Origin of the sequence: Pseudoalteromonas phenolica (genome assembly GCF_005886345.1) — a bacterium.
Lineage (GTDB): Bacteria > Pseudomonadota > Gammaproteobacteria > Enterobacterales > Alteromonadaceae > Pseudoalteromonas > Pseudoalteromonas phenolica_A.
The window spans coordinates 1-15,242 of the sequence record NZ_PNEC01000062.1; the positions used below are offsets into that span (position 1 = coordinate 1).

General features: G+C 41.9%; 17 protein-coding genes. 15 read left to right on the plus strand and 2 right to left on the minus strand.

Annotated elements, in window-relative coordinates; translation table 11 throughout:
* Positions 1-2,677 (minus strand): ribonuclease E (rne, locus tag CWB72_RS18475; RefSeq protein WP_138634485.1); only part of this gene is annotated, 2,677 nt, incomplete at its 3' end.
* Positions 2,678-3,179: 502 nt separating this feature from the next.
* Between rne and rluC the strand changes: the two genes are divergently transcribed.
* Positions 3,180-4,133 (plus strand): 23S rRNA pseudouridine(955/2504/2580) synthase RluC, encoded by a 954-nt coding sequence (rluC, locus tag CWB72_RS18480; protein ID WP_138634488.1) that lies wholly within the window; start codon positions 3,180-3,182, stop codon positions 4,131-4,133.
* Positions 4,133-4,804, plus strand: coding sequence for an HAD-IA family hydrolase (locus tag CWB72_RS18485; protein ID WP_138634491.1), 672 nt, complete (start codon positions 4,133-4,135; stop codon positions 4,802-4,804). Before rluC ends, CWB72_RS18485 begins: the two co-directional genes overlap by 1 nt.
* Here the strand turns inward: CWB72_RS18485 and CWB72_RS18490 are convergent.
* Positions 4,754-5,356, minus strand: a complete 603-nt coding sequence (locus tag CWB72_RS18490) for a Maf family protein (RefSeq protein ID WP_138634494.1) — start codon at positions 5,354-5,356, stop codon at positions 4,754-4,756. The two genes, CWB72_RS18485 and CWB72_RS18490, sit on opposite strands and share 51 nt — an antisense overlap.
* Positions 5,357-5,475: 119 nt before the next feature.
* On the opposite strand from CWB72_RS18490, the gene yceD reads away from it, so the two are divergent.
* The 13 genes from yceD to CWB72_RS18555 all read left to right on the plus strand — a co-directional run bounded on the left by yceD (position 5,476) and on the right by CWB72_RS18555 (position 15,241).
* Positions 5,476-6,000 carry a 23S rRNA accumulation protein YceD gene (gene yceD / locus CWB72_RS18495; protein ID WP_138634497.1) on the plus strand — a complete coding sequence of 175 codons (525 nt, stop codon included), beginning with the start codon at positions 5,476-5,478 and terminating at the stop codon, positions 5,998-6,000.
* A gap of 10 nt (positions 6,001-6,010) precedes the next feature.
* Complete coding sequence (gene rpmF, locus CWB72_RS18500) at positions 6,011-6,181, plus strand: 50S ribosomal protein L32 (protein ID WP_058030134.1); 171 nt, start codon at positions 6,011-6,013, stop codon at positions 6,179-6,181.
* Positions 6,182-6,193: 12 nt separating this feature from the next.
* On the plus strand, positions 6,194-7,249 hold the full coding sequence (gene plsX, locus CWB72_RS18505; protein ID WP_138568879.1) for a phosphate acyltransferase PlsX: 1,056 nt from the start codon (positions 6,194-6,196) through the stop codon (positions 7,247-7,249).
* Between the two features lie 43 nt (positions 7,250-7,292).
* The gene (gene fabD, locus CWB72_RS18510; protein WP_130255838.1) at positions 7,293-8,219 is read left to right on the plus strand and encodes an ACP S-malonyltransferase; all 927 of its coding nucleotides are present in this window, start codon (positions 7,293-7,295) and stop codon (positions 8,217-8,219) included.
* Positions 8,220-8,232: 13 nt separating this feature from the next.
* Positions 8,233-8,979, plus strand: a complete 747-nt coding sequence (gene fabG, locus CWB72_RS18515; protein WP_130255839.1) for a 3-oxoacyl-ACP reductase FabG — start codon at positions 8,233-8,235, stop codon at positions 8,977-8,979.
* Positions 8,980-9,199: 220 nt separating this feature from the next.
* Positions 9,200-9,436: an acyl carrier protein gene (gene acpP / locus CWB72_RS18520; RefSeq protein ID WP_058030130.1), complete on the plus strand. Its 237-nt coding sequence runs from the start codon at positions 9,200-9,202 to the stop codon at positions 9,434-9,436.
* Positions 9,437-9,522: 86 nt separating this feature from the next.
* Positions 9,523-10,761: a beta-ketoacyl-ACP synthase II gene (gene fabF, locus CWB72_RS18525; protein ID WP_130255840.1), complete on the plus strand. Its 1,239-nt coding sequence runs from the start codon at positions 9,523-9,525 to the stop codon at positions 10,759-10,761.
* Between the two features lie 64 nt (positions 10,762-10,825).
* The gene (pabC, locus tag CWB72_RS18530; RefSeq protein ID WP_171037359.1) at positions 10,826-11,617 is read left to right on the plus strand and encodes an aminodeoxychorismate lyase; all 792 of its coding nucleotides are present in this window, start codon (positions 10,826-10,828) and stop codon (positions 11,615-11,617) included.
* The gene (gene mltG, locus CWB72_RS18535) at positions 11,610-12,599 is read left to right on the plus strand and encodes an endolytic transglycosylase MltG (RefSeq protein WP_138634504.1); all 990 of its coding nucleotides are present in this window, start codon (positions 11,610-11,612) and stop codon (positions 12,597-12,599) included. Before pabC ends, mltG begins: the two co-directional genes overlap by 8 nt.
* Complete coding sequence (gene tmk, locus CWB72_RS18540) at positions 12,589-13,218, plus strand: dTMP kinase (protein WP_138634507.1); 630 nt, start codon at positions 12,589-12,591, stop codon at positions 13,216-13,218. Before mltG ends, tmk begins: the two co-directional genes overlap by 11 nt.
* A complete protein-coding gene (holB, locus tag CWB72_RS18545) occupies positions 13,218-14,117 on the plus strand; it encodes a DNA polymerase III subunit delta' (RefSeq protein WP_252371595.1) in 900 nt (299 codons plus the stop codon). The genes tmk and holB overlap by 1 nt, the downstream gene beginning before the upstream one ends.
* Positions 14,118-14,126: 9 nt before the next feature.
* Positions 14,127-14,453, plus strand: a complete 327-nt coding sequence (locus tag CWB72_RS18550) for a PilZ domain-containing protein (protein WP_138568887.1) — start codon at positions 14,127-14,129, stop codon at positions 14,451-14,453.
* 8 nt (positions 14,454-14,461) lie between these two features.
* On the plus strand, positions 14,462-15,241 hold the full coding sequence (locus tag CWB72_RS18555) for a TatD family hydrolase (protein ID WP_138568888.1): 780 nt from the start codon (positions 14,462-14,464) through the stop codon (positions 15,239-15,241).
* The last annotated feature ends 1 nt before the right edge of the window (position 15,242 follow it).

The window sequence follows — 15,242 nt, forward strand, 5'->3', positions numbered from 1 at the left end:
CACCCCTAGGACCCTCACCTACTTCAACAGTTTCTTCTGCTTTAGGTGCTTCAACTACTTCAACAGTGTCTTCTGCTTTAGGTGCTTCAGCTACTTCAACAGTTTCTTCTGCTTTAGGTGCTTCAGCTACTTCAACAGTTTCTTCTGCTTTAGGTGCTTCAGCTACTTCAACAGTGTTTTCTGTTTCAGGCGCTTCAACAACCTCTTCTGTTACCTGCTTAGCTTTAAGCTCTGCTTCGTATTCTGCTGCAGCTTGATCTGCTACAGGGATGAATGCAGGCTCTTGCTCTTTTTCTGCAGATTCAGGCTTTCTTCTACGCTGACCGGCTGCACGAAGGTGGCGAGGAGAGCGACGAGAACGTGTTCTAGGTGCTTCTTCAGCTTGCTCGACAGATTCAGTTATCACTTCAGTTTCCGGAGTTGCTTCTGTAGAAACAGCCTCTATAGGTTTATCTTCTGCTTGAGCTGCTTTTTTAGGCTTCTCAGCTCGCTTTGTTTCAGAACGTGCAGCTTTTTCCTCAGCCTGAGCTTTAACTTGGGTTTGCTCTTGAGAAACACTCGTATTTTCAGACTCAGAGCCTACAGCTGTATTGTTACTATCTTGATTTTCAATAGTCGCTTCTTGATCAGCAATACGTACTTTTTTGCGAAGGTTGCGACGTTGACGTCTCGGTTTTACGCGAACTTCAGCATTTGCAGTCTCTTCGGTATTAGTTTGTTGCTTTTCATCAGCTTCTTTATTAGTGCGATTGTCAGGACGACGACGCGTGTTTTGACGACGGCGCTTATTGCGATTCTCCTGACCTTCTTTCTTCTCACTCTGGTCTTTGCTTTCAGAATTGTCTTTAGCTTGGGCATCATCACGTTTTTTGTGATTGCGACGCTTCTGCTGATTGCGACGACGATTATCATTATTGCGACGCGGTTTACGTTCTTGGTTTTTGTTCTCTGTTTCTTTCTTCTCTGGTTCTTCCTCTGATGAAAACAGACCTTTTAACCAATTGCTTAAGCGCGTTAATAACCCTTCGGACTTAACCTCTTCTGCTTTAGGAGCAACTGTTGCAGGTTGAGGTGCAGGCGCTGGTGCAGAAGGCATAACTACACCTTTAAGTACCGGCTCTTCTTTAGGAGTTGTGTTTACAGCAACTTCGATTACTTCAGGTTCAGGTGTAACAATTTGTTCGTAACTTGCCGTCTCTGGTGTTTCATCCTTGCGCAAACGAACCACTTCATAGTGAGGTGTTTCTAAATGCTGGTTTGGAATGATGAATACATTACAGTTATGACGTTTCTCGATACGATGAACAGACTTGCGCTTTTCATTTAGAAGATAAGCTGCAACAGCTACAGGCACTTGCGCATTGACTTGTGCAGTATTCTCTTTAATCGCTTCTTCTTCGATTAAACGTAAGATAGAAAGGGCGATAGATTCGTTTGAGCGAATTGTACCTTGGCCACTACAACGCGGGCATGAATGCTGGCTTGCTTCACCTAATGAAGGGCGAAGACGTTGACGTGACATCTCAAGTAAACCAAAGCGTGAAATTTTTCCAATTTGAACGCGCGCTCGGTCCGGACGTACAGCATCTTTTAGACGGTTTTCAACTTCACGTTGATGACGTGGTGGAGTCATATCGATGAAATCGATAACAATTAGACCACCTAAATCACGCAAACGTAATTGGCGTGCAATCTCATCAGCCGCTTCGAGGTTAGTATTTAACGCGGTTTCTTCAATGTCGCCACCTTTGGTCGCCTTTGAAGAGTTGATGTCAATTGATGTTAGTGCTTCTGTTGGGTCAATGACAATTGAACCACCAGAAGGTAAGCGCACTTCACGTTGGAAAGCAGATTCAATTTGGCTTTCGATTTGGTAATGCGTGAATAGTGGCACGTCGTTTTGATAAAGTTTAACGCGGTTGATGAAGTCAGGGCGGAAGCGCTCGATATGTGCTTTAGCTTCTTCAAAAACACGTGCTTTATCAATTAAAATTTCACCAATGTCGCGACGTAAATAATCACGAATCGCTCTGAAAATTACATTACTTTCTTGATGAATTAAGAATGGTGCTTTGTCACTGTCAGCAGCTTGTTGGATTGCATCCCAATGAACAAGCAGTGCTTTTAAATCGTACTCTAGTTCTTCGAATGATTTACCAACACCCGCTGTACGAACAATAAGTCCCATGCCTTTTGGTAAATCCAAACGGCTTAGCGCTTCTTTTAGTTGAATTCGCTCGTCACCTTCAATACGGCGAGAAATACCACCTGCTCGAGGGTTATTCGGCATTAGAACTAAGTAACTACCTGCAACACTGATGAATGTTGTTAAAGCAGCCCCTTTTTGGCCACGCTCTTCTTTATCTACCTGAACGATAACTTCTTGGCCTTCTTTTATCACATCTTTGATGTTAGGGCGGCCATTAAATGTGTAACCTTCTGGGAAGTAAGTTTTAGCGATTTCTTTAAGAGGAAGGAAACCGTGTCTCTCAGCACCGTAATCAACAAATGCAGCTTCTAGAGATGGTTCGATTCGAGTGATTTTACCTTTGTAAATATTGGCTTTTTTCTGTTCGTGGCCAGGACTTTCGATATCTAAGTCATATAATTTCTGACCGTCAACCAGTGCGACGCGCATTTCTTCTTGCTGCGTAGCATTGATCAGCATACGTTTCATATTGTTAACTCTACTTTCAAATTAAGTCGAGTCTGATGTGCAAAGCGTGGACCTGACGAGTGCCCCATATTTAATGATGCAGTCTCACGACTGGGGTCAATGGAATGTTCTTACAACTTATTTTTTTTAAGCACACGGTGACGGTTATCACTACCAGTTTATTCGCACGGTAAGGGCGCTTCTTAGTGAATAAGTTTTATCTCGTTTTTGGCTTTTACTTACGCAATCAGACATTTATTTCTATTTTTGCTTTCTTTTTTAATCATGCTTAGCCTTCACAGCGATCTGTTACGCGCATCGAAGTGAGCTAAAGGCACGTGTTATTCGGGTGACAAAAGCTTTGGAAATCCAAGCTGCTATCTGTATGATCGTCACCCATGATGTGCATCACGATTATTGTCTTTGCGATAAAAAGCAGTTTCGCAAAAAAATTGCGCGTCGATTATCCCATTAATAACGTCGTGATAGCAACTAAATTATTACTCAAATCAGTGATTAGGCAATGTCAGAAAAATCTCCTTTAAAAGTCAGCTTTGTAACCGTAACTGAAGATCAGCAAGGTCAGAGAATTGATAACTTCTTAGTGACCCATTTGAAGGGGGTGCCTAAGAGTGCAATTTATAAAATTCTTCGCAAGGGAGAGGTAAGAGTTAATAAGAAGCGCGTTAAGCCAGTTTACAAATTGCAAATCGACGACTTAATTCGTATTCCACCTATTAAAGTGGCTGAGCGCGAAGAGTTTGTACCAAAAAATCTAGATAAAATATCAGCTCTAGAAGATGCAATCTTATTTGAAGATCAATATCTCATTGTGATCAATAAGCCTTCAGGCATGGCTGTGCATGGTGGCAGTGGCTTGAGTTATGGCTTAATTGAAGCGTTACGCGTTTTAAGGCCCCAAGAGAAAAACCTAGAGCTGGTGCATCGTTTAGATAGAGATACATCAGGTTGTCTTCTAATTTCAAAAAAACGTTCTATATTAAAAGGACTCCACGAGCAGCTCCGTGAAAAAACCATGGAGAAAAACTATTGGGCATTAGTAGTGGGTGAGTGGGCAGCGAAAATTAAAAATGTTACCGAGCCACTTCGCAAAAATACCCTACAGTCTGGCGAACGTGTTGTTCGAGTAGATGAAGAGCAGGGAAAAGCATCTCATACTCGCTTCAGAGTACTTGAGCGATTTGCGGGTTGCACGTTGGTACAAGCATCGCCAGTGACAGGTCGAACTCACCAAATTCGTGTTCACACTCAATGTAAAGGCCATCCTATTGCTTGTGATGATAAGTATGGCGACCAAGTTTTCGATAGCCGTATGAGAGAAATGGGACTTAGCCGTTTATTCTTACACGCCCATGATCTTCGCTTTTTGCATCCGAAACATGAAACAACCATGCATGTTGAGGCACCGCTAGATAAGGCATTAAATAATGCCTTAAAAACATTAAGAGCCAAGTAATGCAGTACAAACTTGTTATTTTTGATTGGGATGGCACTTTAATGGATTCAGTGCCAAAAATCGTCAATGTTTTAAAGCTTGCTGCCAAGCAATGTGGTGCTGCGATTCCGACTGATGATGCTGCCAAATCTATTATCGGCTTATCTCTGCTTACCGCAGTTGCAAAGCTGTTTCCAAACGATGAAGAGAAGTGGGAAGCGTTAGCTCAAGCTTATAAAAAGGTTTATAAAGAGGGTGACAATACACCGACGCCGTTATTTACAGGTGCAAATGAGTTATTAAATGCTTTAGCTGAAAGTCAAGTGCAACTGGCTGTTGCGACAGGTAAGTCTCGTACAGGGTTAAACCGCTTAATGGCTGAAACATCGACAGAAGAATACTTTGTTACCACTAAAACAGCTGATGAAGCGCAGTCTAAGCCAAATCCTGATATGTTAAATCAAGTTCTAGCAATGACAGGTGTGGCTGCTGAAGATGCCATTATGATTGGTGATTCATTATTAGATATCGAAATGGCCAAGCAAGCGGGTATTGCAGCGGTTGGATTGACCCATGGCGCAGCAACTCGGGCAGCGCTTGAAAAAACGCAAGCGCTGACAGTACTAGACAGCCTAACTGAATTACATACTTTTCTGTTGGCTGAGCAACACATCGACGTCAAAGCGAGCTAATAACTCGGTTAATCTAATTAATGGCAGCCCAATCAATGAATTTGGATCGCTGCCTTCTAATTTTTCAAACAAACAAATCCCCAAACCTTCGCTTTTAAAGCTGCCAGCACATTGATAGGGCGTTTCAGCATCACAATATGCCTCGATTTGTGCGAGAGTTAACTTCTTAAAATGAACGTTGAACGGTTCAACAATGACTTCATGTCGGCCGGTTGCTATATCGTATAGGCACAATCCAGTTAAAAACTTCACTTTATTACCACTAAAACTTTGCAGCTGTTTGATGGCATTTTCTTTTGTATGGGGTTTACCAAGGATTTTTCCTTCGTGAACAGCTACTTGGTCTGAACCAATCACTAAACCTTCTTTGAATTTGTCATTGCTTGCTTTTGCTTTTAACACACTTAACCTTGCCACTAATTCGTCAGGCGACTCATCGTATAAATGACTTTCATCAACATCAGGTGAAAACGATGAGAAAGGAAGGTTTAATTTTTTTAAAATTTGCTGCCTAAATGGCGAGCTTGACGCTAAAATAAGAGGAGTTTTCATAAACACTTAGTTGTCAAAATACCAATAGCGCTAGAATAGGGCGCAATAGAGCGAAAAACAAAGGAAACTTTGATTTTTATTTTGACTAAAACATTAACTATCTATATGATGCAGCCCCTATGCAAAAGGTGAAAATTCCCATCACTCTTGATCCTTGCAGAGCAGCTCAACGCAGACTCAATTATGACGGCGTTGTTCAGCTCGAAGAACTTTCTCGTTTAGAGCAAGTTGTGCAAGATCAAACTGGTGAAATAGCGGTAGAAATTCATTGCAGTAATGATGAACAAGGGTTGGTTGTAATTCGCGGTTCTTTCCGTGCACATCTGACCGTTATTTGTCAGCGTTGTAATGGAGATTTAGGGTTGGATTTGGAACATGACTTTGCTTATTCACCGGTTAAATCGGGTGATGAGTCGGACCATCTTCCTGATTGCTACGATGTGGTTGAACTGGATGAAGAAGGTGAAATAAATCTTCGTCAACTTATAGAAGACGAGCTTATTTTAGCGATTCCTATAGTACCAACACATGACGAAGCATCTTGCGCTTATTCCGAAGAGCCTGCGAGCTTTGGTGAAGTAGTTGCAACAGAGAGCAAACCAAATCCATTTGAAATTTTAAAACAACTTAAGAAAGATTCTTAGGAGAAGGCTAATGGCTGTACAAAAAAGCAAAAAGTCTCGCGCAAGACGTGGCATGCGCCGTTCACACGACGCAATCAGTGGACCAGCTCTAACTGTAGATCAGGTTTCTGGTGAGACTCATCTTCGTCACCACGTGACTGCTGATGGTTACTACAAAGGCGAAAAAGTAATTTCTAAATAAGAGATTGCTTTTATGCTGACTCATCTAACCATTGCGTTAGATATGATGGGGGGCGATTACGGCCCCCGTTCATCTATTCCTGCCGCAATTTCTGCGGTATATAAATATCCCAACCTTACATTGCTCCTTTGTGGCGATGAAAATTGCATTTCTGATGCTTTAAGAAAACATAAAGCAGACACACACCCTAGATTGATCATTAAGCACTGTAGTGAAGTTGTTTCTAATAATTGCGAACCTGCGCAAGCACTTCGAAACAAGAAAGACTCCTCAATGCGTGTCGCTTTAGATTTAGTAAAAAACAAACAAGCTCAAGCTTGTGTTAGTTCAGGCAATACTGGCGCACTGTTACTGATTGCGCACTTTGTGTTAAAAATGCTTCCTGGCATCAAACGACCGGCACTCATTTCTGCTGTACCTACAGAAAAAAAACAACCTGTCTATTTACTGGATCTTGGTGCTAATGTGCATTGTGATGCACAGACATTGTTTCAATTTGGTATTATGGGCAGCATTGTTGCCGGTGAGACATGTAAAGGAGATAGACCAAAAGTTTGTTTGCTTAACATTGGCTCTGAAGACATTAAAGGCAATGACACAATTAAAGAAGCCGCAAACATGATGAAGGCAACGCCTCATATCAACTACACAGGTTTTTGTGAAGGCAGTGATATGTTTTCTGGTAAGGCCGATGTTGTGGTATGTGAGGGCTTTGTGGGTAATGTCGCTCTAAAAACATGTGAAGGTATTGCTAAACTTATTATGCATAAGTTTACAAAAGCGTTGAAAAAACGTTTTTTCTACCGATTATTAGCTGTATTACTCAGTCCAATCATAAAAAAACTCTATAGAAGGGTGAACCCCGACCAGTATAACGGTGCAAGTCTGGTAGGATTGCGTGGTATTGTTGTGAAAAGTCACGGAAATGCTTCGAACAAGGCGTTTCTTGCTGCAATCGAAGAAGCTATCAGAGAAGTTGAAAAACAGGTTCCTGAAAAAATAGAAGCGACCTTCGAACAAATTGCGTTAGATGAAGAACACTCGCCATCGTCCCTCGAAAATCACTGACTTGGGGTGAGGGTGGCATAACTATTATTATAAAGAGCATTATATGTCACAGAAAATTGCACTTTTATTCCCAGGTCAAGGCTCACAAGCAGTTGGTATGCTTGCAGAGTTACTTGAATCATCAGAAATTGTAAAAGCAACATTTGCAGAAGCATCACAAGCGCTTGGTTATGACTTAGCAAGTCTTGTTGTTAACGGCCCAGCTGAAGAACTAAATCAAACTCATCGTACACAACCAGCACTACTAACTGCGAGCGTTGCAGTTTACCGTGAATGGTTATCAAACAATGCAGAAGTTGAGACTGTTCTTGCTGGTCACAGCTTAGGTGAGTACTCAGCTTTGGTGTGTGCAGGTGTAGTAAGCCTTGCTGAAGCAGTAAAATTGGTTGAGAACCGTGGTCTTTACATGCAAGAAGCGGTACCAGCAGGCGTAGGTTCAATGGCTGCTATTATCGGTCTTGATGATGACAATATCCAAGCAATTTGTGCTGAGCTTTCGGGTGAGCATGTGGTTGCACCTGTTAACTACAACTCTCCTGGTCAAGTTGTTATTGCGGGCCACAAAGAAGCGGTAGAAAAAGCGTCTGAGGCTTGTAAAGAAGCGGGCGCAAAACGCGCACTTCCACTGGCTGTAAGCGTGCCTTCTCACTGTGAACTAATGAAGCCTGCAGCAGAAAAACTGGCTGCTGATTTAGAAGCTCTTGCATTCAATACACCGAAATCAAGCGTGATAAACAACGTTGATGTTGCCAGTGAAACAGAAGCAGCAGCGATTAAAGATGCGCTAGTACGTCAGCTTTACAGCCCTGTTCGTTGGACTGAAACAGTTCAAGAACTTGCAAAGCTTGGAATTACACAAAGTTATGAATTCGGCCCTGGTAAAGTACTGAGTGGCCTAGTTAAACGTATTGATAAGTCAATTGCATGTGCATCTGTGAACGATGCAGCAGCAATTGAATCTGCTAAATAAGAAGAGATAAAGAATGAGCAATCTATTTTCATTAGAAGGTAAAATTGTTTTAGTAACAGGTGCAAGCCGTGGTATCGGTAAATCTGTTGCTAATGCACTAGTTTCACAAGGTGCGATTGTTGCGGGTACTGCGACGAGTGAATCTGGCGCTGAAAGAATTAGTGAATATTTAGGCGAAAACGGTAAAGGTTACGCGCTAAACGTGACGGATGCTGATTCAATCACAGCAACGTTAGCGGCAATTAAAGCTGATTTTGGTGATATTGACGTGCTTGTTAACAACGCAGGTATCACACGTGATAACCTACTTATGCGTATGAAAGACGATGAGTGGAACGATATCATTGATACCAACCTAAGCTCTATCTACCGTCTTTCTAAAGCGGTTCTTCGTCCTATGATGAAGAAAAAAGCTGGGCGTATCATTAACATTGGTTCTGTTGTGGGCACAATGGGTAATGCAGGTCAAGCAAACTATGCTGCTGCAAAAGCGGGTGTAATTGGTTTTTCTAAGTCTCTAGCGCGTGAAGTGGCTTCTCGTGGTATTACAGTGAACGTTGTTGCTCCAGGTTTCATTCAAACCGACATGACTGACGAGCTAACTGACGAACAAAAAGCAGCAACACTTGCTAACGTGCCTGCAGGTCGTTTGGGTCAGCCGGAAGAAATCGCAGCTGCTGTATGTTATTTAGCGTCTGATGCGGCTGCGTACGTATCAGGTGAAACTTTGCACGTAAATGGTGCGATGTACATGGTTTAATTGCTGTAGATCATAAAAAACATTCAATTAATTTTTTATGATCTTGCTGCAATCTTACTTGAAATTGCTATTAAAATAAGCGATAAAAGTATAAATTAATTTATAACAGGTTTGACCAGATCAAAATATCTGAGCAAATCCTTGAAACACAGAATTATGCGCCGTACACTACGCCGCAATCTGAAAATAACGCAAATGCGTTTTAATAAAGGAAAGAAGAATGAGCGATATCCAAGAACGCGTAACGAAAATCATTGTTGAGCAACTAGGTGTTAAAGAAGAAGAAGTTAAAAACGAAGCGTCTTTCGTAGACGACTTAGGTGCTGACTCTTTAGACACTGTTGAGCTAGTAATGGCTCTAGAAGAAGAATTCGACACTGAGATCCCTGACGAAGAAGCAGAGAAAATCACTACTGTTCAAGCAGCGATCGACTACGTTACTGCTCACGCTGAGTAATCAAACGTATCACTTGGGGCAGCATTCGCTGCCCTTAGTCTTTTCTACCCCCTCATAAAAATAATCAATCCCTTTTGGAGGAAACCGTGGCTAAACGTCGAGTCGTAGTAACTGGCTTAGGTATGTTGACGCCGCTAGGTAATGATGTTGCATCAACCTGGCAAGGCTTACTAGAAGGCCAAAGTGGCATTTCTAACATCACGCACTTTGATACCACAAATTTTGGAACTAAATTCGCAGGTCTGATCAATGACTTTGAAGTCACTGAGTACATGCCTAAGAAAGAAGCCAAAAAAATGGACTTGTTTATCCAATATGGTGTAGCAGCAGGGGTTCAAGCTTTAAAAGACTCTGGTATTGAAATCACTGACGAAAATGCACCACGTGTAGGTGTAGCTGTAGGTTCAGGTATCGGTGGTTTAACTTTAATCGAAGAAAACCATGTAAAACTACTCAATAGTGGCCCACGTAAGTTGTCACCGTTTTATGTGCCTTCGACAATTATCAATATGATCTCTGGTCACTTGTCTATCATGCATGGCTTGAGAGGTCCAAATATTTCAATCGTAACTGCTTGTACAACTGGTTTGCATAACATCGGCCATGCTGCGCGCATGATTGCTTATGGTGATGCAGATGCGATGGTTGCAGGCGGTGCGGAAAAAGCATCTACGCCAATTGGTATGGGTGGTTTCAGTGCAGCACGTGCACTTTCAACACGTAATGACGATCCACAAGCTGCTTCTCGTCCTTGGGATAAAGACCGTGATGGTTTTGTATTAGCAGATGGTGCGGGCGTGATGGTACTTGAAGAGTACGAACACGCAAAAGCACGCGGAGCAAAAATTTATGCTGAGCTAGTTGGCTTTGGTATGAGTGGCGATGCATTCCACATGACGTCACCACCTGAGGATGGTTCAGGTGCGGCACTTGCGATGGAAAATGCTCTTAAAGACGCTGGTGTAAACGCAGAAGAAGTGGGCTATATCAACGCACATGGTACTTCAACGCATGCGGGCGACAAAGCTGAAACGCAAGCGGTTAAGTCTATCTTCGGTGCTGCTGCTGATAAAGTGATGGTTGGTTCATCTAAATCAATGATGGGTCACCTTCTTGGCGCTGCAGGCTCTGTTGAGTCAATTATCACAGCGCTATCGTTACACGATCAAAAAGTATCACCGACCATTAACCTAGATAACCCAGATGAAGGGTGTGATCTAGATTATATTGCTCACACCGGTCGTGACGCAAAACTTGAGTACGCTTTATGTAACTCATTTGGTTTTGGTGGAACCAATGGCTCGTTGCTATTTAAAAAGGTATAATCCTTAAATACGGCCACAAACTACTAAAGAAAGCCTGGCGATGCCGGGCTTTTTTGTGATTAAAATGAGCTTAAAAATAACAACCACAATCACACCTCAAGACCGCGGCTTTCAATATGGCGATGGCTTTTTTACCACTGCAGCCATTAAATCAGGCAAAGTCGAACACTGGGATTTACATCTCACACGCCTGCAATCATGTGCCAAAGTGTTATATTTTCCAAAAATTGATTGGCAACAGTTGCAATTCGAGTGTGAAAAGCATGCTATAGGTCATGAATTAGCCGTATTAAAAGTGGTTATCACTAGAGGTGAAGGAGGGCGTGGTTACCAAGCACCTGACGAGCCAAGCCTCAATGTTATTGTTTCCGTCCTTCCTTTTCCTACACATTATGCTGATTGGCAGGCTCAAGGGATCAAAGTAAGTACTTCAAACGTAAAATTAGGTCATCAGCCATTGTTGGCTGGTTTAAAAACGTTAAATAGACTTGAACAAGTAATGATAAAACAAGATGCCAAGCAGTTTACTGATAGCCATGATGTGATAGTGTTAGACATTCATAATCAAGTGATTGAAACATCAGCAGGAAATTTAATTGGTTTTAATAATGGTGAGTTATTTACGCCTAAATTGTCAAAAGCAGGAATAAAAGGTGTTTACCTTAGTGCATTGCAGCAATTAAATACCATTACTGAAGTTGAAGAGAGCATCGGTTTTTGGACTGACATGGACGCGATGTTTACTTGTAATAGTTTGATGGAGTTAGTGCCAATTATTCAATTAGATGCGAAACAGTTTGAGCTTGAAGCTGCTTTAATCGTCCAACAGAGTTTAATGAGTTCCTTACATGCTTAAGGAGATAACCGCAGCCTTTGTGCTTTTGATGTTATTTGCTGCAGTATTCATTCAACAGCAAATCACACAATTCAAGCAGTTACAACTGACAAACATCCCTGAACTGTTTGAAGTTAAACGTGGTACGGGTGTTCATCGACTTTGTAATGGGTGGTTAGCGAAAGGTAATATTGATTCGTGTTTTGCACTACAAGTATATGCCAAGTTATATCCTGCGAACACCTCGCTAAAACCAGGCTTATATGAGCTACAAAATTTAACCGTGTTAGAGGCCATTGACAAAATTCACCAAGGTCAGCAAAAACAGTTTAGTTTTACTGTTATTGAAGGTGACACTTTAAAAATGGTCCTCAATAAGCTCAAATCGGCTGATTTTATCGATTACGATATTGACGAGGCAAAGCTTTCAGAGCAATTAGGAGTGATTAACTATGCGGAAGGCTGGTTACTACCTGAAACTTATTTTTATCATGCAAACAATAGCGCATTGTCAATAATTACTCGGGCACATGAGGCAATGAAAACAGAACTCGCGCAAGTGTGGGAAAATCGAGTGGCTAATTTGCCGCTGAAAAATGCTTATGAGGCGCTAGTATTGGCATCGATCATTGAGAAAGAAACGGGTTATGCTGGAGAGCGCAAAAAAATCGCTTCAGTGTTTATTAATCGACTCAATAAGAAAATGCGTTTGCAAACTGATCCTACTGTAATTTACGGATTGGGAGAACGATTTGATGGCGATATTAAACGCAAAGATTTAAAAGAGCATACGCCTTATAACACATACAGAATAAATGGTTTGCCGCCAACACCCATTGCCATGCCTTCAAAAGAGGCCATCATAGCGGCGACTCAACCTGATACAACTGATTACTATTATTTTGTTGCCAAAGGCAATGGCCAGCATCAGTTTTCTAAAAACTTAACGGATCATAATAAGGCCGTAAGACAGTATATTTTAAAGAGAAGTAATGACAGCTAAATTTATTGTGATTGAAGGTCTTGAAGGGGCTGGTAAATCAACAGCAATGCAAATTTGCCAGCAGTTTCTAGCAGACAAGCAAATTGACTTTATTAACACCCGTGAGCCGGGTGGCACGCCAATGGCTGAAGCACTTCGAACGCTCGTTAAAAGCCAGTATGAAGAAGAGGTGGCAGGTGAAACTGAGCTTCTTATTATGTATGCTGCACGCGCGCAGTTAATTCATAATGTGATCAGACCAAATCTTGCTGCCAACAAGTGGGTACTGGGTGACAGACATGACATGTCTTCACAAGCATACCAAGGTGGTGGCAGAGGCTTAACCCAAGCAACATTGAATAGTCTTTCTGATATTGTGTTACAAGGTTTAAAACCCGATCTGACTTTATATTTGGACATTTCACCAGAGGTTGGTTTAACACGCGCGCGTGGGCGCGGAGAATTAGACAGAATTGAGTTAGAGGCGATTGAGTTTTTCGAAAAAACTCGCGCACGTTATTTAGCATTAGCAGAATCTGATGAAAACTGCGTGGTCATAAACGCCGAGCAATCGATGGATAGAGTGCACGCTGACATTCTGGCGGCACTAGAAAACTTTTATCAGCAGGTTAGTTTGTGATGATGCCTTGGCTAGAGCGCCCTTGGCAACAGTTCAATACGAGCTTTAAAGCGGGTCGCTTTCATCATGCTCAGTTACTTGCAGGGTTGCAAGGAGTAGGCAAGTTAGCATTAGCACAGGGGCTAGCTGATGCCATTCTGTGTGAAAATACTTCAGAGCTTTTGGCATGTGGTCAGTGTAAAAGCTGCGCCTTAATTGCAGCACAAACTCACCCTGATAAACTGCTTGTCGGCTCTGAGGGGGCGACCATAGGTGTCGATGAAATAAGAGCAATCGCCGATTTCATCTATCATTCAGCGCAGCAAGGTGGCAACAAAGTGGTTATAGTTCACCAAGCACATAAAATGACGCATTCAGCGGCCAATGCGCTGCTAAAGACCCTTGAAGAGCCAAACGCAAAACGCTTTTTAATTTTAACTTGTGATGATGTCGCGCAATTGCCAGCGACGATTGTGAGTCGCTGTGCAAAGAGCGATATAGCGGTTCAATCCGAGCAGCAAGTTAGGGCTTGGTTGACGCAGCAATTAGGTGATTTTTCTGAACAGCCATGGATTAACTTGTTTATATCGCAGCCTTTAAAAATTGAGCATTGGTTTGAAACGGGTCAAGTTGAACAAATTAACCAATTATTCCATAGTATTGACACACTAAATCATGCGGCGGATGTGTCGCAATGTGTTGAATTATTGATAAAATCGCCAGAATTGGTCAATGAAATGGGGCGCTTTGTTCAAGGGCGAATAAAGCAAGCTTTATACGATGGTGCTGACTTCTCAAAGATTACATTCGCACAACAGGCTTTGGCTGACTTTATAAAGGATCATCAACAGATCCCAGGCTTGAATTTACAATTAGCCTTGCTTAAGTTATTTACAGCGCTAAAACAGGCTTTGCAGTAGGGGAGCACTATGCAAATTTTACTTCTAGATTTTGAAGATTTTGACGAGTTATATCGTTGTTATATGCCCGCATTAAAGCACGGCGGCTTGTTTGTTAAAACTAACTCTCGTTTTGATATGGGGCAGCCTTTATCGCTTCGCGTGACTTTGCCAGATGCATTAGAAGAAGATGTAATTGAAGGTAAAGTAGTATGGATAACACCGCAAGGCGCACAAAATTCAAATCCACCTGGCGTGGGCGTTGGCTTTTCTGAGGGCAATGAAACCGTCAACGATAAAATCATTAAGTTGCTGGGGACAGCACTTAATTCAGAAAAACCCACCTACACCATGTAAGAGTAGTTATGATTGTAGATTCGCACTGCCATTTAGATAGATTAGATTTCGATAAACTTGGTTTATCACTCCCAGAAGCATTAGATGCAGCAAGACAAAAGCAAGTCGAGCACTTTTTATGTGTGAGCGTCACACTTGATCAATTTCCGAGTATGCTTGAAAAAGTACAAGTATTTGATGATATTTCAGTCTCATGTGGTGTGCACCCTTTAAACCAAGATCAAGCTCTCGATAAAAGTCAGTTATTGTCATTGGCTCAACACGATAAAGTGGTTGCGATTGGCGAAACGGGCCTAGATTATTATTACTCAAAAGATACGCATTCAGTGCAACAAGAGAGTTTTGTTGGACACATTGAAGTGGCCAATGAACTACAAAAGCCACTGATTATTCATACTAGAGATGCCAGGACTGATACCATCGAATTGATGAAAGCCCATGGTGCCGATAAGTGCGGTGGTGTTTTGCATTGTTTTACTGAAGATTGGTCAATGGCAAAGCAAGCTCTTAATTTGGGTTTTTATATTTCAATCTCAGGTATTGTGACATTTAAAAACGCGGTTGAATTAAAAGAAGTGGTGAAACAAATTCCACTAGATAGATTGCTCATAGAGACTGATTCACCTTACCTTGCACCAGTACCTTATCGTGGCAAAACCAATCAGCCAGCTTATGTGCAAGATGTTGCTTATTATATTGCTGACTTAAAAGGCATCACATATAAAGAGCTCGCAACGGCAACAACAAACAACTTCTATGATTTATTTAGCTTAGCCAAGCGCAAATAAT

Excerpts from the sequence above, each read along its gene's own strand:
- rluC (WP_138634488.1), top strand. The coding sequence starts at position 3,180 with ATGTCAGAAAAATCTCCTTTAAAAGTCAGCTTTGTAACCGTAACTGAA.
- CWB72_RS18485 (WP_138634491.1), top strand. The coding sequence starts at position 4,133 with ATGCAGTACAAACTTGTTATTTTTGATTGGGATGGCACTTTAATGGAT.
- CWB72_RS18490 (WP_138634494.1), bottom strand. The coding sequence starts at position 5,356 with ATGAAAACTCCTCTTATTTTAGCGTCAAGCTCGCCATTTAGGCAGCAA.
- yceD (WP_138634497.1), top strand. The coding sequence starts at position 5,476 with ATGCAAAAGGTGAAAATTCCCATCACTCTTGATCCTTGCAGAGCAGCT.
- rpmF (WP_058030134.1), top strand. The coding sequence starts at position 6,011 with ATGGCTGTACAAAAAAGCAAAAAGTCTCGCGCAAGACGTGGCATGCGC.
- plsX (WP_138568879.1), top strand. The coding sequence starts at position 6,194 with ATGCTGACTCATCTAACCATTGCGTTAGATATGATGGGGGGCGATTAC.
- fabD (WP_130255838.1), top strand. The coding sequence starts at position 7,293 with ATGTCACAGAAAATTGCACTTTTATTCCCAGGTCAAGGCTCACAAGCA.
- fabG (WP_130255839.1), top strand. The coding sequence starts at position 8,233 with ATGAGCAATCTATTTTCATTAGAAGGTAAAATTGTTTTAGTAACAGGT.
- acpP (WP_058030130.1), top strand. The coding sequence starts at position 9,200 with ATGAGCGATATCCAAGAACGCGTAACGAAAATCATTGTTGAGCAACTA.
- pabC (WP_171037359.1), top strand. The coding sequence starts at position 10,826 with ATGAGCTTAAAAATAACAACCACAATCACACCTCAAGACCGCGGCTTT.
- mltG (WP_138634504.1), top strand. The coding sequence starts at position 11,610 with ATGCTTAAGGAGATAACCGCAGCCTTTGTGCTTTTGATGTTATTTGCT.
- tmk (WP_138634507.1), top strand. The coding sequence starts at position 12,589 with ATGACAGCTAAATTTATTGTGATTGAAGGTCTTGAAGGGGCTGGTAAA.
- holB (WP_252371595.1), top strand. The coding sequence starts at position 13,218 with ATGATGCCTTGGCTAGAGCGCCCTTGGCAACAGTTCAATACGAGCTTT.
- CWB72_RS18550 (WP_138568887.1), top strand. The coding sequence starts at position 14,127 with ATGCAAATTTTACTTCTAGATTTTGAAGATTTTGACGAGTTATATCGT.
- CWB72_RS18555 (WP_138568888.1), top strand. The coding sequence starts at position 14,462 with ATGATTGTAGATTCGCACTGCCATTTAGATAGATTAGATTTCGATAAA.